Below are 26,463 nucleotides of genomic sequence, written 5' to 3'. Positions count from 1 at the left end.
ACGCTGAAGTCTTACAAACAATTTTATTATAAAAAGCCATTTCCGAACGCCTGGAAATGGCTTTTTTTATGTGAGGCAGGGAAAACAATGAAAATAGCATTTGGATTTATAGTTATAAGCGTGATCGTCATGTCCCTGATCTGTTTCTATCTTATGGGAAGGGACAAAAGGAAAGCAGTGAAAAATCAGTGGAGAGTGTCTGAAAAAACGATATGGATTGCAGCTATTCTGGGAGGCGCGCTAGGAGGTTTTGCAGGTATGCATGTCTTCCACCATAAAACCAAACATCGCCTTTTTGCCGTTGGACTACCTGTACTTGCTGCGCTTCAAGCAGGCTTGATTGGATACGGGTTTGTACAGTTCTACCTTTCCTGATTTTTTCATAAGATGTAGCTAGGGAGGGGGATTGAATGGGCGAGACATCTTCTGCAATCCTTACGTGGATCGAACATCAAGAAGCCTGGGCACCGCTCTTATTCATAGGTATTCATTTATTACGGCCTTTTCTGTTTTTACCGGTGATGATTGTGTGTATCACGGGGGGGGTATGGTTTGGTCCCATCGCGGGCACCGCTTATTCAGTTATTGGTACTATGTTATCAAGCCTTCTTTTCTATCGTACGATCCGGTTGGTTCCATCCGGGTTGAAAAGACTTCGAGGACTGAAGGAAAAGTGGATGAAAAAGAATGCGAACTTAACGGTTAAACAAGTGGCTGTTCTTCGTTTGATTCCTTTTATTCATTTCCATTTACTATCTTACTGCTTGCTGGAGATTAGTGCGGACTTCAAAGAGTATGCAAAATCTTCTCTATTTGCAAACTTTCCCTTAGCAGTGGTTTACACGTCTATGGGGCAGTGGATTTCTTTATTGTCTATCCCCATGATGATCATATTTTCCATTTTTTTAGTTGTGCTAAGTTTTACCATCCGAAAGAAAATTGAAGTCTTTGTATGGAAAGATTTCTTTCATACGGCTCCATAAAAAAAGGCTGGTCCACATCCGTGAAGCAGCCTTTTTAATAATTGTCATCTAAAGGGTGAATAATTAGCCGGTTAATAGGATATTTCCATTCAATGGAGGCATAAGGATAGCGTATAAGGATTTCCTGCTCTAGAAAATAAATGTCTTCTCGATCCAGTCCTTGAAGCCTCTCTGGCTCATGGGTGCTCACGTTAATCGTAACCACCTCAAATGAATGCTCCGTCGTACCTAAATATTTCTCCCCTTCAAATACAAACCCCTTATAAGTCATAAGAAAGTTCTCTTTTGTGTTTTCTTTGTTATCATGAAAATAGAAGTCTTTTTTATCACGTGCCAGTTCCAGTTTCCTTCGTGGGTTAACAGCAAATTTGTAGGCTGTATATAAGATGAATGCAATAGCAATTAGTAATAATATACGGAAAAGGATGATGATCATACTTATCGTCTCCCTATTTTTGGGTTAGTAATTTATATACGTGTTGAAGTGTCGTTTTGTTTCAAAAAATGATACATTTATTAAGGATAAGCTTTTTGGAAGGAGTCAGATCTTATGAATTGGGAAACCTTATACCTTATGCAGGAAAAGCTCGATCATTATATTGAAACACATCATCAACTGAATAGCTCAGAAAACGTAAAAGAAAAGATCCTGGCTCTTCAAGTGGAATTAGGAGAATTAGCAAATGAAACACGCTGCTTTAAATTCTGGAGTACCAAGCAAGCCAGTGCAAAAGAAACCATTTTGGAAGAATACGTAGATGGTCTTCATTTTATTCTATCCTTAGGGTTGGATCTGGGTCACCGTTATGAGTCACAGCCCGTTACACCTTTCACATCACAAACAGAAGCTTTTCTAGCGGTGTATTCCCTTATAGAACAGTTTCATAACCATACAAATGACCAAAATTATAAGGAATTATTTGGAAGTTACCTCAGCCTGGGGGAGACGCTGGGATTTAGTGAAGCTGAACTGGTTCGTGCATATCATGCTAAAAATGAAGTGAATTATGAGCGGCAGGATCAGGGATATTAGGAGCAAAGAGACGCAATTTTTTGTGAAATCGCTTAAAAAGATATATAATAACACTTGGAAATAAAAAGGAGGAATTAATACATATGGCTAAAAAAGATGAAACACTGACCATGCTGAAAGACCTTACAGATGCTAAAGGTGTACCGGGAAATGAAAGAGAAGCACGTGAAGTAATGAAAAGGTATATTACCCCTTTCGCTGATGAGGTGTTTACAGACAATCTTGGCAGCTTGATTGCTAAGAAGACTGGAGATAAAAAAGGTCCGAGTGTCATGGTGGCAGGGCATTTGGATGAGGTGGGCTTCATGGTCACCCGTATCGATGATCATGGCTACGTTTATTTCCAAACGGTCGGAGGCTGGTGGAGTCAAGTAATGCTTGCCCAGCGTGTTACTCTTATGACAAGAAAGGGAGATTTAACGGGCGTTATTGGCTCGAAGCCTCCGCATATTCTTCCTGCTGAGCAGCGGAAGAAGCCAGTAGAAATTAAGGACATGTTCATCGATATCGGTGCTTCAAGCCGGGAAGAGGCTGAAGAATTTGGAGTGAAGCCTGGCGACTCTGTGGTTCCATACTTCGAATTTACTCAGATGAAAAATGAAAAAATGCTTCTGGCTAAAGCATGGGATAACCGAATTGGCTGTGCTATCGCTATTGAGGTTTTAAAACGTCTAAAAGGTGAAAAGCACCCGAACGTAGTTTATGGTGTAGGTACGGTACAGGAAGAGGTAGGGCTTCGTGGAGCCCGCACATCTGCGAACTTAATTAATCCAGATATCGCTTTTGGTGTAGATGTAGGAATTGCAGGCGATACCCCTGGTGTGTCCGATAAGGATGCCTCCAGTAAAATGGGTGATGGACCTCAAATCATTTTGTATGATGCGTCTATGATTTCTCACAAGGGCTTACGTGACTTTGTCACAGATACGGCTGATAAGAATCAAATACCTTACCAATTTGACTCTCTTGCAGGCGGTGGCACAGACTCTGGAGCGATCCACTTAAGTCATGACGGAGTACCTGCTTTGTCCATTACAATTGCTACCCGCTATATTCATTCTCATGCAGCGATGCTTCATCGTGATGATTTTGAAAATGCAGTTAGTTTGATTGTAGAAGTAATCAAGGAACTGGATGCAGATAAAGTTCAGGAGATTACTTTCCAATAAAAGAAAAAAGACCAGTCCAAATGGGGCTGGTCTTTATTATGCATGATTTAAGCGGTAGGTTCTTTTAAACTCTGTTCTAATGTATTTAATATTTCTTGTTTCTCCTGCTCATCTGACTCTTTCCATAGCATCTCGAAGAAAACACCTAAGCCAGGTAGCATCTTTTCTTCGCCTTTTTGCATCGCATCATCAATAGTTGCCTCCAATTGCTCTGAGTTATGCCCAGTTACATTGGAAAGAATGGCTTGTCTTAAGTTAAGATTCATTTTAACGGAATCCTCCTTTATATTGAATTTTCTTATGAAAGTTTCTCCCTTAGTTTGACCCAACAGGTAAAACCTATGTATGATTAGTTAGAAATAGACGAACAAATGAGGGACGACAATGATTACATCCATTCAAAATTCACAAGTTAAAGAGTGGAAAAAACTACATAAAAGAAAATATCGCAACAGAGAAGAGCGTTTCCTTATCGAAGGTTATCACTTAGTTGAAGAAGCGCTGAAAAGCGACTGGCCTGTTGTTGAATTTATTATCAGTGAAGATGCAAGCTTTACAGTACCTGAGCATACAAAATGTACAACCGTAAGCAGACAGGTGTTTTCAGCCATTTCAGAAACGGAAACGCCTCAAGGTGTTGCGGCAGTAGTTGGTCTGAAAAAATGGGAGTATTCTCCAGCGCCCCTTACATTGTTAGTGGATGCTGTTCAGGACCCAGGCAACTTAGGAACATTGATCCGCACAGCAGATGCAGCTGGATTTGACCATATTGTTCTGGGAAAGGGGACGGTGGATCCTTATAATGATAAAGTTATTCGAGCAACTCAGGGCTCCATTTTTCATATTCCTCATTTCACGGGTGATTTAGAGGAGTATGTAGAAGATTTGAAAAGCAGCGGTGCATCCATATGGGCTTCTACTCTTCAAAACTCTACTCCTTTTCAAAAACTGCAGCCGCAGGAGAAAGCAGCTCTAATTGTGGGAAATGAGGGACAGGGTATTTCCCAGAACCTTGTGGATTTAGCGAATGAACTTGTTTATATTCCTATTCACGGGAAAGCAGAATCATTAAATGTTTCGATAGCCGCAGCCGTACTGATGTACCATATGAAAGGATAGGGTTGCATCCTGCTTTTTCATTCTCTATAATAAGAAAGCAGTTATATAAAAAAAGCGCAGAAAGAGGCTAGTAAGTAATTGGGAATCGATCTCAGGGAGGAAGCACCTTAGACTGTAAGTGCTTCTATCGTTACAACTACTGAAATTTCACTCTGGAGCTGATCACTTTCCAAGTGGTCCGGAATCTATTCCGTTATTGAATCTGAGGTGGGCACTACAGGTGTCAACAAGGGTGGTACCGCGAAACGACCATGAAAAGTCTCGTCCCTTTTTTAGGGACGGGACTTTTTTATTTTTATTAAAGGAGGATATATCCGATGAAAGAGCGTTTAGAAGAGTTGAAGCAGGAAGCTCTTGAGAAAGTCAGCAAATCTGAAAACGTACAAAGCTTGAAAGATGTTCGAGTAGAATACTTAGGAAAAAAAGGACCTATTACAGAGGTGCTTCGCGGCATGGGGAAACTATCCAAAGAGGAGAGGCCTGTAATTGGTCAGCTGGCTAATGAAGTAAGGGAAAGTATTGCCGCTGCGATAGATACGAAACAGACTCGCTTGGAAGATCAAGAACTCGAAAAACAATTAGAATCAGAAAGCATTGACGTGACTCTGCCGGGACGCCCTGTACGTGTTGGCGGTCCTCACTTGCTTACAAGTATTGTGGAAGAGATTGAAGATCTATTTATCGGGATGGGCTTTGAAATAAAGGAAGGTCCTGAAGTGGAAACCGATTATTTTAACTTTGAAGCATTGAACTTACCTAAGGGGCATCCAGCTCGAGATATGCAGGATTCTTTCTATATTACGGAAGAATTACTACTACGTACTCATACTTCACCAGTACAAGCACGTACAATGGGACAGAAGAATGGAAACGAACCAGTTAAGATGATTTGTCCCGGTAAAGTTTACCGCAGGGATACAGACGATGCGACTCACTCTCACCAGTTTACTCAGTTAGAGGGACTGTTAGTTGATAAACATGTGCGCATGAGTGATCTGAAAGGGGTCTTAAATGCCTTTGCGAAGCAAATGTTTGGAGCAGAGCGGGATATAAGACTTCGTCCAAGTTTCTTTCCATTCACGGAACCTTCTGTTGAGATGGATATTTCGTGTAAAGTATGCGAAGGAAGAGGTTGTTCTGTCTGTAAAGGAACTGGATGGATTGAGATATTAGGAGCGGGTATGGTTCATCCAAACGTATTGGAAATGGCAGGATATGATCCAAAAGAATATTCCGGTTTCGCATTTGGAATGGGACCTGAGCGGATTGCTATGTTGAAATATGGTGTGGATGATATCAGAAATTTCTATACCAATGACATCCGATTCTTAGAACAATACCACAAAGCGTAAAGGAGGAGAAAATCAATGCTTGTATCATCCAATTGGTTGCAAGAATTAATCGATATTAGCAGCTATACCCCTGAAGAGTTAGCTGAAATTATTACGAAAACAGGAATTGAAGTGGAGAGTGTGACCCCTGTTGCAGAAGGCGTGTCCGGTGTAGTGGTGGGGCATGTCCAGTCATGTGTACAACACCCAAACGCTGATAAATTGTCCCTTTGCCAGGTTGACGTAGGAGAAGAGACCCTGCAAATTGTCTGCGGTGCTCCGAATATCGCAGAAGGACAGCAAGTAGCTGTGGCAAAACCGGGAGCTGTTCTTCCAGGTAATTTCAAAATTAAAAAAACCAAACTTCGTGGAGAAGAGTCTAACGGCATGATCTGTTCTCTTCAGGAGCTGGGAGTAAACGAAAAAGATGTTCCTAAAGAATTTGCGGATGGGATCTTTGTATTCCCCGAAAATGTTAAAGCGGGAGCGGACGCTCTATCTCTGTTAAACTTAGATGACAAGGTTATAGAACTCGGTTTAACACCTAACCGATCTGATGCTCTGAGTATGGCGGGGGTAGCGTATGAGGTGGCCGCCGCTATTGATGGAGAATATGAACTGCAGGAAGAAGATGTACCTTATTCTAATGAAGCAGCTGGCGATTTTATTTCGGTAGAAGTTGAAGACAAACAGGCTAATCCTTATTATGGGGCTTTCATCATTAAAGATATTAAAATTGGTGCCTCTCCCCTATGGATGAGGAACCGATTAACGGCTGCGGGTATTCGCCCGATTAATAATGTAGTAGACATTACGAACTACGTACTGCTTGAATATGGTCAGCCGCTCCATGCTTTTGATTACGATCGTTTTAACTCGGACAGGATTGTAACGAGACGAGCAAGGGACGGAGAAATGATTACAACATTAGATAACCAGAAGCGGGAACTGAAAGATCACCATCTGGTTATAACAAACGGTGATGAAGCACATGCAATCGCCGGGGTTATGGGCGGAGCGAAGTCTGAAGTTCAAGAAGATACGAAAACATTGATTTTAGAGGCAGCCTATTTCGAACCTTCAGTTGTGCGCCAGGCTTCGAAGGATCATGGTTTAAGAAGTGAGTCAAGTAACCGCTTTGAAAAAGGCGTAGACCCTAACCGTGTCGAGCGCGCAGGAAAGCGAGCCTGTGAGCTCCTGGCCAAGTATGCGAGCGGGACGGTCTTAAAAGGTGCTGTAAGCGTGGACGAGTTGGATCGTTCTGAAAATAAAGTTTCTATTGAAACCTCTGTCATTAATGATCGTCTTGGAACTTCCATTACAAACGAAGAAATTGCCGATATCCTGCGCCGGCTTCAGTTCTCCTATGAGCAGCATGGAGAAAATTTTGATGTAAATATCCCAACACGCCGAGGGGATATAGAACTTTTTGAAGATATGCTTGAAGAAGTGGCGCGTATTTTTGGGTATGATAATCTTCCTTATACGCTTCCGCAAGGATCTTCGCAAGCAGGCGGGCTGACGCTTGAACAGCAGCTCAAACGAAAAGTGAAATCGTATTTCGAGGGAGCCGGACTGCACGAAACGATTACGTATTCATTAACACCAAAGGAACGGTCTCAGATGCTTGTTAGTCCAGAAATTAAACGACAAGCGAAATCTCCAGTTGCTCTTGCGATGCCGATGAGTGAAGACCACAGCCATCTGCGGCTCAGTATGCTGCCCGAATTGTTGCAGTCCTTATCTTATAATGTTGCAAGGAAGCAGAAGGATCTTTCCTATTATGAAGTAGGGACCGTATTTGTAAGTAATGAAGAACAAGTAACGAGACAGCCAAATGAAATTCTAAGGGCATCTGGAGCCTTGACAGGTACGTGGATATCACATCCCTGGCAGCAGGAAAAGAAAGAAGTGGACTTCTATGTAGTGAAAGGAATTGTGGAGGGCTTAAGTGCTCAGCTTGATCTGTCCTTCACCTATGAAAAAACAAAGATTCCTCACATGCACCCTGGACGCACGGCCCTAGTGAAATCAGGTGATAAAGAAATCGGGTTTATTGGACAAGTCCATCCCAAACTTCAAAAGGAATTGGGTCTGAAAGATACGTATGTGTTCGACTTAAACGCTGAGGAACTATTCGCTCAATATACGAAAGAGGAAGCTTTTCAGGCAATTCCACGCTATCCATCTGTTTCAAGGGATATTGCGCTAGTGGTAGACGAACAGATAACATCGGCTGCTATTACCGATACCATTTCTGAGGCAGGAGCACCGTTGGTTAAGGATGTACGAGTATTTGATGTCTACCAAGGCGAGCATTTACCAGATGGGAAAAAATCCCTCGCTTTTAACCTTTTATACCTGGACCCTCATCGTACTTTAAAGGACGAAGAAGTGGAAGAAGCGCACGACAAAATTTTAACAGCTGTTAAAGATCAACACGATGCAGAGCTTCGTGGATAAAAAAGCAGGTGCCCTGGGTTAGCCAGGGCACCTGTTTTTACTTCTATAACTTTTTAGCTTTTTGAGTGTTGGCAAAATGTACTTTTGCTATCTCATCAAGCTTATCTTCACCATAATATTTGATGACTTGCGCTGCCGCTTCGTCCACTTTTGCGGATGCACCTTTCGGAATAGAAAGTCCTGTGTCCATTTCTAGTTGATCCATTGCCTTAACGAAAGCTGACCTAGCGATAATAGATCCTGCAGCCACAGCAATGGAGTAACTTTCGGCTTTGGTCATAAAATATACATTAGACTGCAATTGTAATTTTTCACTACGTAAATGCTTTTTGTAAACTTCCGGCTGGGAGAATTGATCAACCAGAATCCCCTCCGGTTTTATGGGAGAAATCTTTTCTAACAATTTTTCAAGAGCTTGATGATGGAGGATCGTTTTCATTTTTCCCTGGGACCAGCCCTTACGCTGCCATTGATTGTATTTTTTATTGGGAAGCCTTAAAAGGCTGTAAGGGATTTTCAGCTCGACGATGCTTTTTGCAAGCTCTTTAATCTGCCTGTCATTTAAATGCTTAGAGTCTTTGACTCCGATAGCTTTTAGAGTATGGGCTTGCTCTTTCGTAACATAAGCCGCAGCAACAGTGATCGGACCGAAGTAATCTCCGGTTCCTGCTTCATCTGATCCAATGTGAGAACTTGTAAATAAGCTCTCAGGGGGATGAAAAGCGTGAGGCTGTTTAGAACTGCTTTTGGATTTAAGGGACCCAACGTCTGGTTTTCCCCATTGCTCAGACTCCGATTCAGGACTTTTTCCTTGAAATAGAACTTTACCAGAACGATAGGCCGTAATGGTGCAGGAGCTGGTTTTAGCAGCAAAAAGGGCATTTTGAGGCGGATTTTTAAGTTGAGATTGATAATGGTTCTTCATTTTATCCAGGGTTGAAGCTGATAATTTAAGGACGACTTGTGGCATGTTTAATTCCTTTCTGTAAACAAAAATGGTATGAACAGTATAGCAAAATCCTTTTGAAATTAGAACATTTGCAAATTAGATCCATATTGGTTTCCTAATTCAATATCTTCATGTTACTATTAAATTTAGGATTGAGAAACTAGGGGGTATGGACGTGGCACAATCGGACCAAGACAAGAAAAGAATTACAGTGGAGATCAATAAGAGATCTTACACTATAGTTGGTCATGAAGAACCCCATCATATCCGTATGGTATCCAGCTTAGTGGATCAGAAAATGCGTGAAATTCACGAAGCAAATCCAAGTCTGGATACGGCTAAGCTCGCTGTTTTGACTGCTGTTAATACGATGAATGAATATATAAAGTTAAAAGAAGAATGCACGGAACTGATGGATTATATAGAAAAGAAAGAGGAAAAGGACGACAACAATCATGATTGACATATTATTGTTTTTTATATTAATAATAGGAATTCTAATAGGCCTGAAGAGAGGATTTATTCTGCAGCTCTTCCATCTAATTGGGTTTATTGTTGCTTTTGTAGTAGCGGCTATGTACTACGATGACTTATCTCCCAAGCTAACCCTTTGGGTTCCATATCCTGATTTGCCCGCCGATTCATCCTGGGCCATTTTTATGGAGAATATGCCATTAGAACAAGCGTTCTATAATGCAGTAGCTTTTGCTATTTTGTTTTTTGGAGTGAAAATCATTATACATATCATCGCATCCATGCTGGATTTTGTCGCTGAGCTTCCGATATTGAGTTCACTGAATTCACTATTGGGAGGTATTCTTGGTTTCATAGAGAATTATATCCTGCTTTTTGTCTTACTGTATATAGCAGCGTTAGTTCCTCTGGAGATGGTACAGAACGCACTGGATCGTTCTTTCTTAGCTCAGTTTATCATTGAACACACCCCAGTGTTTTCCGAACAATTGAAAACATTATGGATCGAACACGTGGCTGACTGATGATAATGTAGATATGGGTAAACTAAGCCGCTGTGATGATGATCATAGCGGTTTTTTCTTATGTATATAAGGAAAGTTGCACGGGATAATTATCAATTAGAGGAGACGATAAAATATGGCTGTTGATAAAAAGCAAGTAATCAAGTTACTAGATAAGATTGCTGTATATCTTGAGTTAAAAGGTGAAAATCCTTTTAAAATATCTGCTTATCGTAAAGCCGCACAAGCTTTGGAGTCCGATGATCACTCTTTAAATGAAATAGAGGACTTTACTAAGATGAAGGGGATAGGAAAATCCACAGCATCTGTTATACACGAATTTATAGAGAATGGAGAATCGGATACATTAAAGCAATTACAAACTGAAGTTCCTGAAGGATTAGTTCCATTGCTTGATCTTCCGGGCCTGGGAGGTAAGAAGCTGGCGAAGTTATATCAGGAGTTAGGTATTATAGATGCAGAAACGTTGAAAACGGCAGTAGAAAAAGGGAAAGTAGAAGAATTGGAAGGGTTTGGGAAGAAGTCGGCTGAGAAGATAAAGAAGGCCCTAGAAGAAGCAAATACCCGTCCAGAACGACTCCCAATTGCTTTAATGCTGCCTCTCGCTGACAAGATAGAAGGTTTTCTTCAGAATGCAAAAACAGTAGAACGCTATTCACGAGCTGGCAGTCTTCGGCGCATGAGGGAGACGATCAAGGATATTGATTTCATCCTGGTCTCGGAAAATCCGGCAGACACAAGAGATGAACTTCTTAATTATCCAGATATAAAAGAGGTAGTGGCTTCAGGAGAGACAAAAGTTTCTATTGTGGTTAATGAAGGCTATGACATTGGAATAGATTTCCGTATTGTTGCACCTGAGGAGTTCGCAACCACTCTTCACCACTTTACGGGTTCTAAAGACCATAATGTATCAATGAGACAGCTTGCTAAGCAACAAGGTGAAAAAATAAATGAATATGGCATTGAAAATGCGGAAACAGGGGAAGTTCGGACTTTTGAAACGGAAGAAGACTTCTTTAACCATTTCGGACTTCATTACATTCCTCCGGAAGTCAGGGAGAATTATGGTGAAGTAGAGAAGTACAAAGAACCGGTAGACCTCGTCGAATTAAGTGATATACGCGGTGACCTCCATATGCACTCGACATGGAGTGATGGGGCTCAGTCCATTAAGGAAATGGCTGAACAGGCAAAGAATAAAGGTTATGATTTCATCGCTATAACGGATCACTCCAAGTATTTGAGAGTAGCTAACGGTCTTAATGAAGAGCGCTTACGCAAACAGCGTGAAGAGATTAATAAAGTGAACGAGTCAATGAAGGATTTTCATATATTTGCGGGTATTGAAATGGATATTCTTCCGGATGGCTCCCTGGATTTTAGTGATGAGTTTCTGGAAGAGATGGATTTTGTTATTGCATCCATCCATTCCAGTTTTAACCAATCTGAAAAGAAAATTATGGAGAGACTGAACACGGCTTTAGAGAATCCTCATGTTGATATGATAGCACATCCAACGGGACGCTTAATTGGAAGGCGAAAAGGCTACGACGTAAATGTAGAGGAGTTAATTCGAGGGGCGAAGCGTACGGGAACGATTCTGGAATTGAACGCCAACCCTAATCGCCTGGACTTAAACTGGGAATGGTTAATGAAAGCCCAAGAAGAGGGCGTAAATATAGCTATCAATACGGATGCTCACAGTTACCCAATGTTAGAACATATGGAAGTGGGAGTTGGGGCAGCCCGAAAAGGATGGCTCAGGAAAGAAACTGTAGTAAATACTTGGACCAAAAAGCAGCTTATGAATAAGTTCGGTATTTGAGTGTTGTTATAAAGGAGACAGATTTACATGAACCAGCGAATCCTTCATGTTCTAGAATATAAAAAAATTATCGATCAATTAAGTGAGCATGCAGCCTCCTCACTTGGTAAAGAAAAGGCAGCTGCTTTAAAACCCTCCTCCAATTTGGAGGAAGTGAAAGAATGGCAGTTGGAAACAGACGAAGCTGCGCAAGTGCTCCGGTTAAAAGGACATGTACCACTTGGCGGTATTTTCGATATTAAACCTAGTCTAAAAAGAACGACTATTGGTGGTATATTAAGTGCGCTAGAGTGTCTGGATGTGGCGAGCACTATTTATGGCGGACGTCAGCTGAAACGGTTTATCGAAGAGGCGGAAGAACCTGAAATGCCTAAGCTCCGAGAAATTGTGACAGGTATTTTGCCACTCAAGGACTTGGAACAGGCAATACGCAGCTGTATTGATGAGCACGGAAATGTTATGGACGGAGCGTCGGACAAGCTGAGAACCATTCGTTCGAGAGTCCGTACGTATGAGAGTCGCGTACGTGATAAAATGGATTCATTCACTAAATCCAAGACTAAAATGCTTTCTGATGCCATTGTAACCATTAGAAATGAACGGTATGTCCTGCCTGTGAAGCAGGAATATCGCGGGGCAATTGGAGGTATTGTGCATGATCAGTCTTCATCAGGAGCAACACTCTTTATAGAACCCCAATCTGTCGTAGATTTGAATAATCAGCTTCAAGAAGCAAGGGTTCAGGAAAAACACGAGATCGAAAAGATCTTGAAAGAGTTGTCTGAGGAAATTGCGGATCATCATTCAGCTTTATATGAGAATGTAACGCACTTAGGAAACATAGATTTTATGTTTGCACGTGCGAAACTCGGTAAGCAAATGAAAGCTTCTATGCCATTCATGAACGATGAAGGGCGTATTAGAATGCTTCAGGCAAGACATCCGTTAATTGGAGAAGAGGAAGTGGTTCCCAATGATATAGAAATTGGGGAGGACTATACCTCTATCGTTATTACCGGCCCCAATACCGGCGGGAAGACCGTCACTCTGAAATTAGTAGGCCTATGTACACTTATGGCCCAGTCAGGTCTTCAGATTCCCGCTCTGGATGGATGTGAAATGGCTGTATTCGAAGAGGTTTATGCTGATATTGGTGATGAACAATCCATAGAACAGAGTTTATCCACTTTCTCTTCTCACATGACAAATATTGTCGATATTCTAAAGCACGTTGATGACAAAACCCTTGTATTATTTGATGAGCTAGGAGCGGGTACCGATCCACAGGAAGGTGCTGCACTTGCCATGTCCATACTGGATGAAGTTGTCAACCGGAATGCTCGTGTAATCGCCACGACCCACTATCCTGAATTAAAGGCTTATGGTTATAACCGAGAGGGTGTAATTAATGCGTCCGTGGAATTTGACATTCAAACTTTGAAGCCTACCTACCGGTTATTAATAGGCGTGCCGGGGCGAAGCAATGCTTTTGAAATTTCGCGTAAGCTTGGATTACATGAATCTGTAATCACCTCAGCTCAGGAAAAAATCGGCGTCGACTCTCAAAGTGTAGAGAATATGATTGCTTCACTGGAAGAATCAAAGCGCGGAGCAGAACAGGATTATGAAGAAGCTGAACGTCTTTTGCAGGAAGCGGAAGATCTTCGTAACGAACTGAAGAATAAATGGACTCAGTTCGAACAAAAACGCGAAGAGCTTTATGAAAAAGCTGAAGAAAAAGCTGAGAAAGCTATTCGCCAGGCACGAGAAGAAGCTGAGACTATTGTCGGAGAAATTAGAAATATGAAGTCACAGGCCGGTATGAAAGAACACGAATGGATTGAGGCACGAAAGATGTTTGACGAGGCTCAACCTGAACTGGCTAAAAAGAAAAAAGAGTCAAAGCCTGAACCTCAAAGAGAAGTGAAAGAACTTAAGTCAGGAGATGAAGTAAAACTTCTTACTTTAAATCAAAATGGCACGATTGTTGAGCAGACTGGAAAAAACGAATATCAGGTGCAAGTAGGCGTAATGAAAGTTAAAGCCAAAAGAAAGGATCTGGAGTTCATTAAGGCGGAGCAGCCTTATAAAGAAAAACCGATGGCAACGGTTAAAGGGAAAGGCTACCATGTAAAAACGGAACTTGACTTGCGTGGTGAGCGGTACGAGGACGCTCTCAATCGACTTGAAAAGTATATTGATGACGCATTACTTGCCGGGTACCCAACCGTCTCGATTATTCATGGAAAAGGTACAGGAGCGTTAAGAACCGCGGTACAAAATTATGCTAAGAACCACCGGAATATAACGAATCACCGTGCCGGTGGAATGAATGAAGGCGGTAGCGGGGTTACCGTCCTGGAACTCAGCTAGTAGACATAAAGGGGGCGTTAAGATATGACTGACTTTTGGGAATATACGTTAATTGAGACAGCCGCTCGCTACAGTGTTGTCATATTATGTTTGGTCGTCTTTATGGCTGTTTTTGAAATCGTCACTTCTTATAATAACTGGAAAGAAATAAAAAATGGAAACCTCGCTGTAGCAATGGCAACAGGTGGTAAAATATTTGGCATTGCTAATATTTTCCGATTTTCCATTGAACACAATGATTCTCTTCTCCAGACAATGGGGTGGGGGTTGTTTGGGTTTATTCTTCTTTTATCTGGTTATTTTATTTATGAGTTCTTAACGCCTTCCTTTAAAATTGACGAAGAAATAGCAACAGACAATCGTGCCGTTGGTTTTATATCATTCATTATCTCGGTAGGTCTTTCGTATGTGATTGGAGCGAATATCATTTAAGGGGCGACATCATGGAAACCTTAGCAAAAGTATTAATGGTTGTTGCAGCTGTTTTTCTACTGATTGGAATTATATTTTTTATTGTTTATTAAAAGGAAGCCTTCTTCACACGTGAAGAAGGCTTCCTTTTATTAGGAGCTGTTCAACCTCCGAGTTGATTTTAAAGTAAAGCTCCCATTCTTTGGTTGCGCAATATGATTCTTAAGGCTATACCAGAGTCTTGTAATAAAGAATAACTGGGGGATGATCCTTCAGGAAGTTGTGACCTAGAGCCGCAAAAAGCGAGTAGATATCATATAAGATAATCATTATGGAAGGTAATTGTTCACAGTTAATTTTTTCAAAATTTAAAATTATATTTCAATTTTTTTTCATTAATCGTTATAATGGATATATAAGACTAAAGGGAGGCAATACGATATGGACACTTTTCAACGCCCCTGGCATGAACATTATCCACCAGAAGTACCTACCACTTTGGAATATGACGAAAAGCCGCTTCATGATTATTTGGAAGCAAGTGCACAGGCATACGGTGAAAAGAAAGCGCTTTATTTTATGGGGAAGGAATTAACCTATGAACAGATTTATAAGGAATCGCGGTTACTTGCCAGCTATTTACAAGAGAAAGGTTTAAATAAAGGAGACCGCGTATCTATAATGCTCCCTAACTGCCCTCAGTCTGTGATTGCCTATTATGCTATCCTAATGGCAGGAGGAATTGTGGTCCAAACTAATCCTTTATATATGGAGAGAGAGCTTGAGTATCAAATGAAAGATTCAGGAACTAAAATGATTATCTGCCTGGATATCCTTTATCCCAAAGCAGCTAATGTTAAACCGAACACCCCGCTTGAACATATTATTGTTACCGGCATTAAAGATTATCTGCCATTTCCAAAAAACAGGCTGTATCCATTTGTACAGAAGAGACAATATCAGGTACTAGTAAAGCCGGAACAATCGAGTGACACTCACATTTGGAAGAACATACTAAAAACAGCAAGCGGAAATGTAACACCAGTTAAGGTAGATCCTAAAGAAGATTTGGCTCTTCTCCAATATACTGGTGGAACTACTGGTTTTCCGAAAGGAGTTATGCTGACTCATTACAATCTTGTTGTAAATACGCAAATGGCTAAAAGGTGGTTGTACAAATGTGAAGAAGGTAAGGAAGTGGTACTCGCCATTCTCCCATTCTTCCATGTGTACGGTATGACCTCAGTTATGAACCTTTCCGTAATGATGGGAAATAAAATGGTTTTAATGCCTAAATTCGATGTAGAAGAAGTGTTAAAAGTGATTGAAAAGCAGCGGCCAACTTTATTTCCAGGAGCCCCTACGATCTATATCGCCCTTTTAAATCATCCCAATCTGAAAAAATATGATTTATCTTCAATAGAGGCGTGTATAAGCGGCTCAGCACCTCTTCCGGTAGAAGTTCAAGAGAATTTTGAAAGAATTACGAATGGCAAACTTGTAGAAGGGTATGGGTTAACTGAGACTTCTCCCACCACTCATTCCAATTTAATTTGGGGGAGGCGCGTCAGTGGAAGCGTAGGAATTCCTTGGCCTGATACAGATGCTAAAATATACCATATGGAAGCAGACGAAGAAGCAGACGTCGGAGAAATTGGTGAAATTGTAGTTAAAGGCCCGCAAGTGATGAAAGGTTATTGGAATAAGCCTGAAGAAACAGCACAAGTTCTAAGTGAAGATGGGTGGTTTCGTACAGGAGACATGGGCCGTATGGATGAAGAAGGTTACTTTTATGTAGTAGACCGTAAAAAAGATATGATTATTGCTGGAGGGTATAATATTTACCCACGTGAAGTGGAAGAAGTATTATATGAACATTCAGAAATACAGGAGGCCGTTATCGTTGGTGTTCCAGACCCTTATCGAGGTGAAACCGTCAAGGCATTTATCGTGAAAAAGCAGGGAAGCGAAATATCAGAAGAAGAATTAGATGCGTACTGCCGTAAGAATATAGCTTCCTATAAAGTGCCACGCATCTATGAATTCCGTGAAGAACTTCCAAAAACGGCAGTGGGTAAAATTTTAAGACGTACGTTGGTGGAAGAAGAAAAAAGAAAATTAGAGGGTACAGAAAGTATTCAATAAAATTTAAAAGAGTGGTAAATGAAAGTTGACAGATATTTTTCTGGATAGTAGTATAATAGATGAATGACCATTCATTCATTTTCAACAAAGATAGGCAGGAGATTGTAGTGAAAAAGAACAAACCTAAATACAAACAAATTATTGATGCAGCGGTGGAAGTCATTGCTGAAAATGGATACCACTCTTCGCAAGTTTCAAAAATTGCTAAGAAAGCGGGAGTGGCGGATGGTACAATTTATCTTTATTTTAAAAACAAGGAAGATATACTTGTTTCGCTATTCCAGGAGAAAATGGGGCAATTCATAGAGAGAATTCAGGAGGAAACCACTTCTAGACAATCAGCTGAGGAAAAACTTCTCAAATTGATTGAGACTCATTTTGAGCAGCTTGCTGCAGATCATCATTTAGCTATAGTTACTCAGTTAGAGCTCCGTCAATCCAACTCAGAACTCAGACAAAAAATCAATGAAGTTTTAAAAGGTTATTTAAATGTCATTGATGAGATTGTTCAAGAAGGGGTAGAAGAAGGGCTGTTTCGTGATAACCTGGATCGCCGTCTTGTCCGCCAAATGATTTTTGGAACTATGGATGAGACGGTGACAAACTGGGTTATGAAAGAACAGCGCTATAACATAGTAGACCAGGCAAAAGAAGTCCATAGTTTATTTATCCATGGATTAGCCCATTCCAAAAATTAAAAGGAGGGAATTTGGTTGTCAACTCTTACATTACAAGTAAAAGAACAAGTAGCAGAAATTACGATACAGAGTCCACCAGCGAATGCTCTGTCCAGCACTATCCTTCAAGATTTGTCAGAAGAAATGGACCGGATAGAACAAGATGCTTCGGTTAAAGCCATTCTACTTAAAGGAGAAGGAAAGTTTTTTTCAGCAGGAGCTGATATTAAAGAATTTACCTCCTTGCAAGGAGCCTCTGATTATGAGGGACTGTCCAGCAAAGGGCAGGAACTGTTCAACAGAATAGAAAACTTTCATATCCCGGTGGTAGCGGCTATTCACGGAGCAGCGCTAGGTGGAGGTTTGGAGCTTGCCATGGCATGTCATATACGTTACGTGGCAGAAGACGCAAAGATTGGTCTTCCGGAAATTAACCTTGGGATTGTACCAGGGTTTGCCGGCACTCAACGACTCCCAAGATATGTGGGTGCTCCTAAAGCATATGAGATGATATTAACTGGTGTGCCAATATCAGGCAGTGAGGCTGCTTCGATCGGTTTGGCAAATCAAAGTTTCCCGGGGGAAGAAGTATTCGAACAAGCTGAAAAGCTGGCTCGTACGATTGCTTCGAAAAGCGGGCCGGCGATTAACCAGGTAATGAATTTAATCCCCTATGCTCATACGGCCACGTTTAGTGAAGGCGTAAACGCGGAAGCTTCAGCATTCGGAGCAGTCTTTGGAAACGAGGATGCTAAGGAAGGCATCCAAGCTTTTATTGAAAAAAGAAAACCGGAATTTAAAGATAAATAGTCCAGGAGGTTATGTAAATGAACATTTTTGTCTTACTTAAAAGAACCTTTGATACAGAAGAAAAAATATCGGTAGCTAATGGAAAGATTGAAGATGATAGCGCAGAATATATTATCAATCCTTATGATGAATATGCAGTGGAAGAAGCAATTAAGATTCGTGATGAACATGGAGGAGAGGTCACTGTAGTAACAATTGGTGAAGAGGATGCAGAGAAACAATTGCGTACAGCATTAGCCATGGGAGCTGATCAGGCCGTTCTCATTAATACAGAAGACGATTTAGAGGAAGGCGATCAGTTTACTACAGTTAAAATCCTTGAAGCTTTCTTCGCTGATCGTGATGTAGATCTTATCCTGGGAGGAAACGTAGCTATTGATGAGGCGAGCGGACAAGTAGGACCTCGTTTGGCTGAAAGACTTGATATGCCTTGTGTTACGACCATCACAAAAATAGAAATTGACGGAACAACTGTAACGATTGACCGAGATGTCGAGGGAGATGTCGAGAAAGTAGAAACCTCGCTTCCGCTGCTTGTTACGTGCCAGCAAGGTTTGAATGAGCCACGCTATCCATCCTTACCAGGAATTATGAAAGCGAAGAAAAAGCCATTAGAAGAGCTTGAATTAGATGATTTAGATTTAGAGGAAGACGACGTCGAGCCTAAAACGAAGACTACTGAAATTTTCCTTCCACCTGAAAAGCAAGCAGGTAAAGTTCTGGAAGGTGAAACGGCTGATCAGGTTAAAGAATTAGTATCGTTGCTTAAAACCGAAGCTAAAGTACTGTAAATAGAGGACCGGGAAAGGAGAATCGTTATGAGTAAAAAAGTTTTAGTAATTGGGGAAGCTAGAGAAGGATCCCTGCGTAATGTAACTTTTGAAGCGATTGCAGCAGGAAATATAGTTAGTGATGGTGGAGAAGTAGTAGGGGTGCTTTGTGGTGCAGGAGATTTAAGTTCTATGGCACAAGAGATGGTGTACTACGGTGCTTCACGAGTAATCACTGTTGCAAATGAAGAATTGAAAACGTATACATCTGACGGGTACGGTCAGGCAATTTATCAGGTGATTAAAGACGAATCTCCTGAGGGTATAATAATGGGACACACTGCTATTGGTAAAGATGTAACTCCAAAACTAGCAAGCAGATTAGAATCAGGACTTGTTTCAGACGCCACAGAAGTAGTGGTGGAGGATGGAAATATTGTATTCACACGCCCAATTTATTCAGGAAAAGCCTTTGAGAAGAAGGAAATTACAGATGGGCTTGTATTCGCCACAATCCGTCCTAATAATATTCCTGCCTTAACACGTGATGATTCTCTTGCGGGAGAAGTTACAGAAAAAGAGGTCGAGATTACAAACATCCGAACCATCATTAAAGATGTGATCAAGAAATCTTCTGAGGGTGTGGACTTATCGGAAGCTAAAGTTATCGTGGCCGGAGGTCGTGGCGTTAAGAGTTCAGAAGGATTTGAACCCTTACAAGAGCTGGCAGATACCCTTAATGGAACAGTAGGAGCATCTCGTGGTGCTTGTGACGCAGGGTATTGTGATTATTCACTTCAGATTGGCCAGACTGGTAAAGTGGTTACTCCAGACTTATATATTGCCTGCGGAATTTCTGGTGCTATTCAACACTTGGCAGGTATGTCGAACTCTAAAGTAATTGTTGCGATTAATAAAGACCCTGAGGCAAATATCTTTAATGTAGCAGATTACGGTATAGTAGGGGATTTATTTGATGTAGTACCGAAGTTGATTGAGGAAGTTAAACAAATGAAAGTGAATGCATAAATTTAAAAAGCCGAAGCCGATTTATTGGCTTCGGCTTTTGTTCCATGTTTAAATAGGGTATAAACAAATTGTTAGTCACTAAAAATAGATAGTGATATACTCTAAACAGAATAAAAGTTCGAGGAGGAATAGAGAATGGCAATTGTAAAAGCAACAGATCAAAATTTCACTAACGAAACAAATGATGGTTTAGTACTAGCAGATTTTTGGGCTCCATGGTGCGGACCTTGCAAAATGATCGCACCGGTTCTTGAAGAACTGGATGAAGAAATGAGCGATCAAGTGAAAATTGTTAAACTTGATGTAGATGAGAACCAGGAAACAGCTGGTAAGTATGGAGTAATGAGTATTCCGACATTATTGCTCTTTAAAGACGGTAAAGTCGTAGACCAGGTCATCGGCTTCCAGCCAAAAGAACAGTTGGCTGAACTCATCTCAAAACACGCGTAAGTAAAATCTTTAAGAAGGACCGCGTTGCATAGCAGCGCGGTCCTTTTTATAGGTGAGAAATTTCAAGTGTTCTCTTATAGGGAAAAGCGTATTGAAATCATTTATTTTTTGTATAATATTTCCTTCGTGTGATACGTTTAATATAGATTTCTAATATATGGAGTGAAATCCTATGAATTCAACAATAAAAGAAAAGCTGGCTGTATTACCAGATCAGCCGGGCTGCTACCTCATGAAAGATAAAAATGGAACGATTATTTACGTAGGTAAATCCAAGGTTTTAAAAAATCGCGTGCGCTCCTATTTTACAGGAGCTCATGATGGAAAAACCCAGCGTCTAGTGAGAGAGATTGTAGACTTTGAATACATTGTTACGACTTCTGAGATAGAAGCGCTAATTCTTGAAATGAATTTGATAAAAAAATATGATCCAAAATATAACGTTTTATTGAAAGATGATAAAACTTACCCTTATTTAAAAGTTACTGCAGAGCGCCATCCCCGTCTGATTGTGACCCGAAATGTAAAAAAGGATAATGGTAAATATTTTGGACCCTATCCAAACGTAATTGCGGCCAGGGAAACCAAGAAATTGCTGGATCGTTTATATCCCCTTAGGAAATGCAACACGATGCCTGATCGTGTGTGTCTATATTATCACATGCATCAGTGTTTAGGTCCCTGCGAATACCCTGTATCTAAGGAAACGAACCAGGAAATTGTACAGAACATTACCTCATTCTTGAGCGGCGGCCATGCTGATATTAAAAAAGACCTAAAAAAGCGCATGTATGAAGCTTCAGAATCCCTTGATTTTGAGCGAGCTAAGGAGCTTCGTGACCAAATTGATCATATCGAGTCGGTTATGGAACAGCAGAAAATGACGATGAATGACCAGGTAGACAGAGACATTTTTGGATATTCGTACGATAAAGGATGGATGTGCGTACAGGTATTCTTTGTACGAAGAGGTAAATTGATCGAAAGGGATGTTGCTTTGTTTCCATTCTTTGATGATCCAGAGGAAACGTTCCTCAGTTATATTGGCCGGTTCTATCTTCATCAGAATCATCCTTATCCGAAACAAGTACTTGTACCCGTCGCTACCAACACAGAAGTTCTTGAAGGTGTTCTTGAAACCAAGGTGCACATCCCTATGAGAGGGCGTAAGAAAGAGCTCGTCGAACTTGCTATGAAAAACGCAAGTATTGCTTTAGAGGAAAAGTTCGCACTTATCGAAAGAGATGAAGAGCGTACCATTAAAGCAGTAGAGGCACTGGGAGATCATATGAATATCGAAACACCGCATCGTATTGAAGCCTTTGATAACTCCAATATTCAAGGAGCAGACCCTGTGTCTGCTATGGTAGTGTTTATTGACGGAAAGCCAAATAAGAAGGAATACAGAAAGTATAAAGTACGTGATGTAAGTGGACCGGATGATTATGACACGATGAGAGAAGTGATTAGAAGAAGGTATAAGCGAGTACTTAAAGAGGAATTACCTTTACCAGACTTAATCGTAGTGGATGGTGGGAAAGGTCAAATGTCAGCTGCTATGGATGTACTTGAAAATGAACTTGGACTCGATATCCCTTTATGTGGTCTAGCAAAAGACGATAAACATAAAACCAGTGAACTCCTTTACGGAGAACCACCGGCTATTATGAATCTCGATCGTAATTCCCAAGAATTTTATCTTGTCCAGAGGATTCAGGATGAAGTTCACCGTTTCGCTATTACGTTCCATCGTCAGCTTAGAGGAAAAGGGGCGATTCAGTCTGAATTAGATAAAATTCCAGGAGTTGGACAAAAACGTCGTCGCTTGCTGCTGAGACACTTTAAGTCTGTACCTGAGATTAAAACTGCTGGACTTCAGGATCTGACTAAATTAGGGATCCCTGAGCCTGTGGCCAATACCATTCTCATTCATTTAAATCAGGAAGAACCAGAGTCAGCTGAAGAATAGGCTGGTGGCTCTGTATTACGTGATCATAGCTGTAAGTTCTATGTATTTCTCTTTTGTATATTTTTCTTCCAGACATTCATAGGTTTGACCTGTGAGTGTCTGAATGATTTCAGCTAAAAATCCGCATTCTAGTCTGTAATCAATGTGAAAGAGTTCCTGGCTTAATCGTTTCTCGATTATATGCCCGGTCAGTTTAAAAATCATTTGTTTTTTCTTTTCTTTGACCAATGAGAGGTCTCCCCACCCCGTATATTGAAAAAATTCATAGAGTTCGTCGTAATTATTAATGTTTGTTTGGCGTGCCATGTTTTTACCCATAAGGTATAACAGGTACGGGGCATCCTGGCCAAGGAAATCAGGTAAGGTTTGGTAGCGCATGATATCATAACCTGCACCTGTGGTGACCAGTGATGATAAAATATTTTTGTCTAATTTTGTAGATTCTTCCAATACACTCATTCCTTTCTATTTTATTATCACCCGAAATGCGACATGGCGCAATAATTATTGTTTCATTTTATGGAAAGGAAATAAATGTGTATTTTTGAGCATTTTATAGACTGGCTTTCTTGACGCTCCTAGTGGATAGAAGTACAATAAATATGTCACAAACTGTACATTTAACAGAGGGTGAATGGATAAAGGGGATTTGTTTATTATTTTTGAGGGCTTGTAAAGCGCTTAACTGTCTGAAAAATTTTCAAATTCATTCTTTCTGTTATCATTTTGAGGGGGGTAAACATGGCGGGAACACGCGGATATGTTAATCGAAGACTACATTCATTATTAGGGGTAGTTCCCATCGGGATCTTTCTGCTTCAGCACTTAACTGTGAACTTCTTTGCAACACGTGGTCCAGAAGCATTCAATGCAGCAGCTCATTTTATGGAGAGCTTGCCATATCGATATGTTTTGGAAATATTTATTATTTTCTTACCACTATTATTCCATTCTATTTATGGAGTATATATCGCATTCACAGCTAAGAGTAATTTGTCGAACTTCGGGTATTTCAGAAACTGGATGTTTATGCTTCAGCGTATTACAGGTATTCTGACTTTGATTTTCGTAGCTTGGCACGTATGGGAAACAAGGATTGCCATCGGCTTCGGCTGGGCAGAACTTAACTATTCTTTAATGGAAGGTATCCTTACGGAGCCATTCTTTTTCTGGTTCTACATAGTAGGGGTGGTTTCAACTACTTTTCACTTTGCTAATGGTCTATGGTCCTTCTGTGTAAGCTGGGGAATTACTGTTTCTCCACGTTCACAGCTAGTCATGACTTATGCAAGCATTGTAGTTTTTGTCGCTATATCTTATATCGGTGTACGTACACTGATTCAATTCGCATACGGAATATAATTATACGCAGATATATAGTATTTAAGGGAGTGAGCTTCAATCATGACTAATCGAAATATTATTGTTGTCGGAGGCGGTCTAGCAGGCCTGATGGCAACAATTAAAGCAGCAGAGCAAGGGGTTCACGTGGATCTGCTCTCTATTGTACCTGTTAAACGCTCTCACTCTGTTTGTGCTCAGGGAGGAATTAACGGCGCTGTCAATACAAAAGGTGAAGGAGACTCTCCTTGGGAACACTTTGATGATACCGTTTATGGTGGAGATTTCTTAGCTAACCAGCCTCCTGTTAAGGCTATGTGTGATGCAGCGCCTGGAATCATTCACTTGTTAGACCGTATGGGAGTCATGTTCAACCGTACTCCAGAAGGTCTTCTGGATTTCCGTCGGTTTGGAGGAACACAACACCACCGTACGGCGTTTGCAGGGGCGACGACAGGTCAGCAGCTTCTATATGCTCTTGATGAACAAGTAAGAAGACATGAAGTTAATGGACTCGTGACGAAGTATGAAAACTGGGAATTCCTATCGGCCATTATTGACGATGATGGAGTTAGCCGGGGCGTTATGGGCCAGAATTTAAGTGACCACGAAATTAAAGCATTCCCTGCAGATGCTGTAATTATGGCTACTGGTGGTCCTGGAATTATATTTGGTAAGTCAACTAACTCTGTTATTAATACAGGCTCAGCAGCAGGGGCACTTTACCAGCAAGGTGTAAGTTACGCCAATGGTGAATTTATTCAAATACACCCTACAGCGATACCGGGTGATGATAAGCTTAGGCTTATGAGTGAATCAGCACGAGGTGAAGGTGGACGAGTCTGGACTTATAAAGACGGAGAGCCATGGTATTTCCTGGAAGAAAAATATCCTGCTTACGGTAACCTTGTACCAAGGGATATAGCAACCCGTGAAATTTTTGATGTATGTGTTAACCAGAAACTTGGTATTAACGGTGAAAATATGGTGTACCTGGACCTTTCTCATAAAGATCCTAAAGAATTAGATGTAAAACTCGGGGGGATCATTGAAATCTACGAGAAATTCGTAGGAGACGATCCTAAGAAAGTACCTATGAAGATATTCCCTGCGGTTCATTATTCAATGGGAGGCATGTGGGTTGATTTCGATCAGATGACTCATATTCCAGGGATATTCGCTGCTGGTGAATGTGATTATACTCAGCATGGTGGTAACCGCTTAGGTGCTAATTCCCTGTTATCTTCAATTTATGGCGGAATGGTAGCTGGTCCAAATGCTGTTAAATACACGGAAGGACTGGAAACCATATCTGAGGATATGAGTTCAACTCTATTCGATAAGAAATTAAAAGAGGAACAGGCCAAGTTTGATGAGATTATGAAGATGGATGGTGACGAAAACGCCTATCAAATCCATAAAGAGCTTGGTGAATGGATGACTGATAACGTAACAGTAGTCCGGGAGAATGAAAAGTTATTAAAGACAGATGAAAAAATACTCGAGCTTATGGATCGTTACAAACGGATTAATATTAATGATACGTCTCGCTGGAGTAACCAGGGAGCAATGTTTACCCGTCAGCTTTGGAATATGCTTCAATTAGCACGGGTAATTACACAGGGCGCTTACAATCGAAATGAAAGCCGCGGTGCCCACTATAAGCCTGAATATCCTGATCGTAACGATGAAGATTGGCTGAAAACAACGGTAGCGAGCTATGATAAAGAAAATAACAAACCAGTTTTCAATTACGAGGATGTTGATACTTCCTTGATTGAGCCACGTAAACGCGACTACTCGAAAAGTAAATAAAGGAGGTCATTGATGATGAGCGAAAACAAAACGATTACGTTTATTATTACACGCCAGGATCATCCGGATGAATCTGCCTATGATGAAAAATTCGAAATTCCTTATCGTGAAAATATGAATGTAATATCAGCACTTATGGAAATCCGCCGTAATCCTGTGAATGCGGACGGAAAGCCCACCACTCCCGTGTATTGGGATATGGGATGTTTGGAAGAAGTTTGTGGAGCATGTTCGATGGTTATCAACGGTACCCCTAGGCAGTCTTGTACGGCTCTAGTCGATCAGTTGGAGCAGCCAATAAGACTGGCACCAATGACGACCTTCCCTGTAACACGCGACCTTGCGGTAGATCGAAGCCGTATGTTTGATTCACTTAAGAAAGTTAAAGCATGGGTACCAATTGACGGGACTCATGACCTTGGGCCAGGGCCAAAAATGGCAGAAAGTAAAAGGCAGTGGGCATATGAATTATCTAAATGTATGACATGTGGTGTGTGCCTGGAAGCATGTCCAAACGTTAATAGTAAAACTGATTTTATCGGCCCGGCTGCTTTGTCTCAAGTCCGTTTATTTAACTCTCATCCTACAGGTGCAATGAATAAGAGTGAGCGATTGCAGACAATTATGGATGCAGAAGGACTGATGGGATGCGGAAATGCTCAAAACTGTGTCCAATCTTGTCCAAAAGGAATCCCTTTAACTACTTCTATTGCTGCTTTATATCGCGACACAGCTATTGAATCGTTTAAGAGTTTCTTTGGTAGTGACTCAAGAGTTTAAGTTCATAAGGTTAATAAAAC

26 protein-coding genes are annotated in these 26,463 nt (G+C 41.0%); 22 read left to right on the top strand and 4 right to left on the bottom strand.

The window, feature by feature from the left end:
- Positions 1 to 87 precede the first annotated feature (87 nt).
- Complete coding sequence (locus LCM11_RS04120) at positions 88 to 375, top strand: DUF1294 domain-containing protein (protein ID WP_224892967.1); 288 nt, start codon at positions 88 to 90, stop codon at positions 373 to 375.
- A 35-nt stretch (positions 376 to 410) separates the two neighbouring features.
- Positions 411 to 983, top strand: a complete 573-nt coding sequence (locus LCM11_RS04115; protein WP_224892966.1) for a TVP38/TMEM64 family protein — start codon at positions 411 to 413, stop codon at positions 981 to 983.
- 34 nt (positions 984 to 1,017) lie between these two features.
- On the opposite strand, the gene LCM11_RS04110 is transcribed toward LCM11_RS04115, so the two are convergent.
- Positions 1,018 to 1,419, bottom strand: a complete 402-nt coding sequence (locus LCM11_RS04110; RefSeq protein ID WP_224892965.1) for a sigma-w pathway protein ysdB — start codon at positions 1,417 to 1,419, stop codon at positions 1,018 to 1,020.
- A gap of 114 nt (positions 1,420 to 1,533) precedes the next feature.
- On the opposite strand from LCM11_RS04110, the gene LCM11_RS04105 reads away from it, so the two are divergent.
- Positions 1,534 to 2,016, top strand: coding sequence for a dUTP diphosphatase (locus LCM11_RS04105; protein ID WP_224892964.1), 483 nt, complete (start codon positions 1,534 to 1,536; stop codon positions 2,014 to 2,016).
- A gap of 83 nt (positions 2,017 to 2,099) precedes the next feature.
- Entirely contained in the window at positions 2,100 to 3,185 is a 1,086-nt protein-coding gene (locus LCM11_RS04100; protein ID WP_224892963.1) for a M42 family metallopeptidase, read from the top strand.
- A gap of 47 nt (positions 3,186 to 3,232) precedes the next feature.
- Here the strand turns inward: LCM11_RS04100 and sspI are convergent, their stop codons facing one another.
- On the bottom strand, positions 3,233 to 3,451 hold the full coding sequence (sspI, locus tag LCM11_RS04095; RefSeq protein WP_224892962.1) for a small acid-soluble spore protein SspI: 219 nt from the start codon (positions 3,449 to 3,451) through the stop codon (positions 3,233 to 3,235).
- 118 nt (positions 3,452 to 3,569) lie between these two features.
- Between sspI and LCM11_RS04090 the strand changes: the two genes are divergently transcribed.
- The 3 genes from LCM11_RS04090 to pheT all read left to right on the top strand — a co-directional run bounded on the left by LCM11_RS04090 (position 3,570) and on the right by pheT (position 8,098).
- Positions 3,570 to 4,304, top strand: a complete 735-nt coding sequence (locus LCM11_RS04090) for a TrmH family RNA methyltransferase (RefSeq protein ID WP_224892961.1) — start codon at positions 3,570 to 3,572, stop codon at positions 4,302 to 4,304.
- 317 nt (positions 4,305 to 4,621) lie between these two features.
- Positions 4,622 to 5,656: a phenylalanine--tRNA ligase subunit alpha gene (gene pheS / locus LCM11_RS04085; RefSeq protein WP_224892960.1), complete on the top strand. Its 1,035-nt coding sequence runs from the start codon at positions 4,622 to 4,624 to the stop codon at positions 5,654 to 5,656.
- 15 nt (positions 5,657 to 5,671) lie between these two features.
- Complete coding sequence (pheT, locus tag LCM11_RS04080; RefSeq protein ID WP_224892959.1) at positions 5,672 to 8,098, top strand: phenylalanine--tRNA ligase subunit beta; 2,427 nt, start codon at positions 5,672 to 5,674, stop codon at positions 8,096 to 8,098.
- Positions 8,099 to 8,141: 43 nt separating this feature from the next.
- On the opposite strand, the gene rnhC is transcribed toward pheT, so the two are convergent.
- The gene (gene rnhC, locus LCM11_RS04075) at positions 8,142 to 9,068 is read right to left on the bottom strand and encodes a ribonuclease HIII (protein ID WP_224892958.1); all 927 of its coding nucleotides are present in this window, start codon (positions 9,066 to 9,068) and stop codon (positions 8,142 to 8,144) included.
- A gap of 148 nt (positions 9,069 to 9,216) precedes the next feature.
- On the opposite strand from rnhC, the gene zapA reads away from it, so the two are divergent.
- The 12 genes from zapA to uvrC all read left to right on the top strand — a co-directional run bounded on the left by zapA (position 9,217) and on the right by uvrC (position 22,507).
- Positions 9,217 to 9,510 (top strand): cell division protein ZapA, encoded by a 294-nt coding sequence (zapA, locus tag LCM11_RS04070; protein ID WP_089752309.1) that lies wholly within the window; start codon positions 9,217 to 9,219, stop codon positions 9,508 to 9,510.
- Positions 9,503 to 10,045 carry a CvpA family protein gene (locus LCM11_RS04065; protein WP_224892957.1) on the top strand — a complete coding sequence of 181 codons (543 nt, stop codon included), beginning with the start codon at positions 9,503 to 9,505 and terminating at the stop codon, positions 10,043 to 10,045. Before zapA ends, LCM11_RS04065 begins: the two co-directional genes overlap by 8 nt.
- 115 nt (positions 10,046 to 10,160) lie before the next feature.
- Positions 10,161 to 11,873, top strand: a complete 1,713-nt coding sequence (polX, locus tag LCM11_RS04060; protein WP_224892956.1) for a DNA polymerase/3'-5' exonuclease PolX — start codon at positions 10,161 to 10,163, stop codon at positions 11,871 to 11,873.
- A gap of 27 nt (positions 11,874 to 11,900) precedes the next feature.
- Positions 11,901 to 14,246, top strand: coding sequence for an endonuclease MutS2 (locus tag LCM11_RS04055; RefSeq protein WP_224892955.1), 2,346 nt, complete (start codon positions 11,901 to 11,903; stop codon positions 14,244 to 14,246).
- A gap of 24 nt (positions 14,247 to 14,270) precedes the next feature.
- A complete protein-coding gene (locus tag LCM11_RS04050) occupies positions 14,271 to 14,678 on the top strand; it encodes a DUF350 domain-containing protein (protein ID WP_224892954.1) in 408 nt (135 codons plus the stop codon).
- 420 nt (positions 14,679 to 15,098) lie between these two features.
- Positions 15,099 to 16,802 carry a long-chain-fatty-acid--CoA ligase gene (locus LCM11_RS04045; RefSeq protein ID WP_224892953.1) on the top strand — a complete coding sequence of 568 codons (1,704 nt, stop codon included), beginning with the start codon at positions 15,099 to 15,101 and terminating at the stop codon, positions 16,800 to 16,802.
- Between the two features lie 107 nt (positions 16,803 to 16,909).
- On the top strand, positions 16,910 to 17,500 hold the full coding sequence (locus LCM11_RS04040) for a TetR/AcrR family transcriptional regulator (RefSeq protein ID WP_224892952.1): 591 nt from the start codon (positions 16,910 to 16,912) through the stop codon (positions 17,498 to 17,500).
- A gap of 15 nt (positions 17,501 to 17,515) precedes the next feature.
- Positions 17,516 to 18,289, top strand: coding sequence for an enoyl-CoA hydratase (locus LCM11_RS04035; RefSeq protein ID WP_224892951.1), 774 nt, complete (start codon positions 17,516 to 17,518; stop codon positions 18,287 to 18,289).
- Between the two features lie 17 nt (positions 18,290 to 18,306).
- A complete protein-coding gene (locus LCM11_RS04030) occupies positions 18,307 to 19,080 on the top strand; it encodes an electron transfer flavoprotein subunit beta/FixA family protein (RefSeq protein WP_224892950.1) in 774 nt (257 codons plus the stop codon).
- A 27-nt stretch (positions 19,081 to 19,107) separates the two neighbouring features.
- Positions 19,108 to 20,088: an electron transfer flavoprotein subunit alpha/FixB family protein gene (locus LCM11_RS04025; RefSeq protein ID WP_224892949.1), complete on the top strand. Its 981-nt coding sequence runs from the start codon at positions 19,108 to 19,110 to the stop codon at positions 20,086 to 20,088.
- 135 nt (positions 20,089 to 20,223) lie between these two features.
- Positions 20,224 to 20,538, top strand: a complete 315-nt coding sequence (gene trxA, locus LCM11_RS04020; protein ID WP_224892948.1) for a thioredoxin — start codon at positions 20,224 to 20,226, stop codon at positions 20,536 to 20,538.
- A gap of 172 nt (positions 20,539 to 20,710) precedes the next feature.
- Complete coding sequence (gene uvrC / locus LCM11_RS04015; RefSeq protein ID WP_224892947.1) at positions 20,711 to 22,507, top strand: excinuclease ABC subunit UvrC; 1,797 nt, start codon at positions 20,711 to 20,713, stop codon at positions 22,505 to 22,507.
- Between the two features lie 15 nt (positions 22,508 to 22,522).
- On the opposite strand, the gene LCM11_RS04010 is transcribed toward uvrC, so the two are convergent.
- The gene (locus LCM11_RS04010) at positions 22,523 to 22,966 is read right to left on the bottom strand and encodes a YslB family protein (protein WP_224892946.1); all 444 of its coding nucleotides are present in this window, start codon (positions 22,964 to 22,966) and stop codon (positions 22,523 to 22,525) included.
- 282 nt (positions 22,967 to 23,248) lie between these two features.
- Here LCM11_RS04010 and LCM11_RS04005 point away from each other — a divergent pair, with 282 nt between their 5' ends.
- Genes LCM11_RS04005 through sdhB form a run of 3 tightly spaced genes read left to right on the top strand, consistent with a single transcriptional unit; the run spans position 23,249 to position 26,443 of the window.
- Entirely contained in the window at positions 23,249 to 23,869 is a 621-nt protein-coding gene (locus LCM11_RS04005; RefSeq protein ID WP_224892945.1) for a succinate dehydrogenase cytochrome b558 subunit, read from the top strand.
- 42 nt (positions 23,870 to 23,911) lie between these two features.
- Positions 23,912 to 25,663 (top strand): succinate dehydrogenase flavoprotein subunit, encoded by a 1,752-nt coding sequence (gene sdhA, locus LCM11_RS04000; RefSeq protein ID WP_224892944.1) that lies wholly within the window; start codon positions 23,912 to 23,914, stop codon positions 25,661 to 25,663.
- Positions 25,664 to 25,678: 15 nt separating this feature from the next.
- A complete protein-coding gene (gene sdhB / locus LCM11_RS03995; RefSeq protein WP_224892943.1) occupies positions 25,679 to 26,443 on the top strand; it encodes a succinate dehydrogenase iron-sulfur subunit in 765 nt (254 codons plus the stop codon).
- Positions 26,444 to 26,463 lie beyond the last annotated feature (20 nt).

It is taken from the genome of Halobacillus halophilus (assembly GCF_020171985.1).
Taxonomy (GTDB): Bacteria; Bacillota; Bacilli; order Bacillales; family Halobacillaceae; genus Halobacillus; species Halobacillus halophilus_A.
Note: the sequence above shows the minus strand (reverse complement) of the source record. Positions and strands in the feature narration are given on the sequence as shown.

Bases quoted from the DNA above. Each gene is read 5' to 3' on its own strand.
- LCM11_RS04120 (WP_224892967.1), top strand. From the start codon at position 88: ATGAAAATAGCATTTGGATTTATAGTTATAAGCGTGATCGTCATGTCC.
- LCM11_RS04115 (WP_224892966.1), top strand. From the start codon at position 411: ATGGGCGAGACATCTTCTGCAATCCTTACGTGGATCGAACATCAAGAA.
- LCM11_RS04110 (WP_224892965.1), bottom strand. From the start codon at position 1,419: ATGATCATCATCCTTTTCCGTATATTATTACTAATTGCTATTGCATTC.
- LCM11_RS04105 (WP_224892964.1), top strand. From the start codon at position 1,534: ATGAATTGGGAAACCTTATACCTTATGCAGGAAAAGCTCGATCATTAT.
- LCM11_RS04100 (WP_224892963.1), top strand. From the start codon at position 2,100: ATGGCTAAAAAAGATGAAACACTGACCATGCTGAAAGACCTTACAGAT.
- sspI (WP_224892962.1), bottom strand. From the start codon at position 3,451: ATGAATCTTAACTTAAGACAAGCCATTCTTTCCAATGTAACTGGGCAT.
- LCM11_RS04090 (WP_224892961.1), top strand. From the start codon at position 3,570: ATGATTACATCCATTCAAAATTCACAAGTTAAAGAGTGGAAAAAACTA.
- pheS (WP_224892960.1), top strand. From the start codon at position 4,622: ATGAAAGAGCGTTTAGAAGAGTTGAAGCAGGAAGCTCTTGAGAAAGTC.
- pheT (WP_224892959.1), top strand. From the start codon at position 5,672: ATGCTTGTATCATCCAATTGGTTGCAAGAATTAATCGATATTAGCAGC.
- rnhC (WP_224892958.1), bottom strand. From the start codon at position 9,068: ATGCCACAAGTCGTCCTTAAATTATCAGCTTCAACCCTGGATAAAATG.
- zapA (WP_089752309.1), top strand. From the start codon at position 9,217: ATGGACGTGGCACAATCGGACCAAGACAAGAAAAGAATTACAGTGGAG.
- LCM11_RS04065 (WP_224892957.1), top strand. From the start codon at position 9,503: ATGATTGACATATTATTGTTTTTTATATTAATAATAGGAATTCTAATA.
- polX (WP_224892956.1), top strand. From the start codon at position 10,161: ATGGCTGTTGATAAAAAGCAAGTAATCAAGTTACTAGATAAGATTGCT.
- LCM11_RS04055 (WP_224892955.1), top strand. From the start codon at position 11,901: ATGAACCAGCGAATCCTTCATGTTCTAGAATATAAAAAAATTATCGAT.
- LCM11_RS04050 (WP_224892954.1), top strand. From the start codon at position 14,271: ATGACTGACTTTTGGGAATATACGTTAATTGAGACAGCCGCTCGCTAC.
- LCM11_RS04045 (WP_224892953.1), top strand. From the start codon at position 15,099: ATGGACACTTTTCAACGCCCCTGGCATGAACATTATCCACCAGAAGTA.
- LCM11_RS04030 (WP_224892950.1), top strand. From the start codon at position 18,307: ATGAACATTTTTGTCTTACTTAAAAGAACCTTTGATACAGAAGAAAAA.
- LCM11_RS04025 (WP_224892949.1), top strand. From the start codon at position 19,108: ATGAGTAAAAAAGTTTTAGTAATTGGGGAAGCTAGAGAAGGATCCCTG.
- trxA (WP_224892948.1), top strand. From the start codon at position 20,224: ATGGCAATTGTAAAAGCAACAGATCAAAATTTCACTAACGAAACAAAT.
- uvrC (WP_224892947.1), top strand. From the start codon at position 20,711: ATGAATTCAACAATAAAAGAAAAGCTGGCTGTATTACCAGATCAGCCG.
- LCM11_RS04010 (WP_224892946.1), bottom strand. From the start codon at position 22,966: ATGAGTGTATTGGAAGAATCTACAAAATTAGACAAAAATATTTTATCA.
- LCM11_RS04005 (WP_224892945.1), top strand. From the start codon at position 23,249: ATGGCGGGAACACGCGGATATGTTAATCGAAGACTACATTCATTATTA.
- sdhA (WP_224892944.1), top strand. From the start codon at position 23,912: ATGACTAATCGAAATATTATTGTTGTCGGAGGCGGTCTAGCAGGCCTG.
- sdhB (WP_224892943.1), top strand. From the start codon at position 25,679: ATGAGCGAAAACAAAACGATTACGTTTATTATTACACGCCAGGATCAT.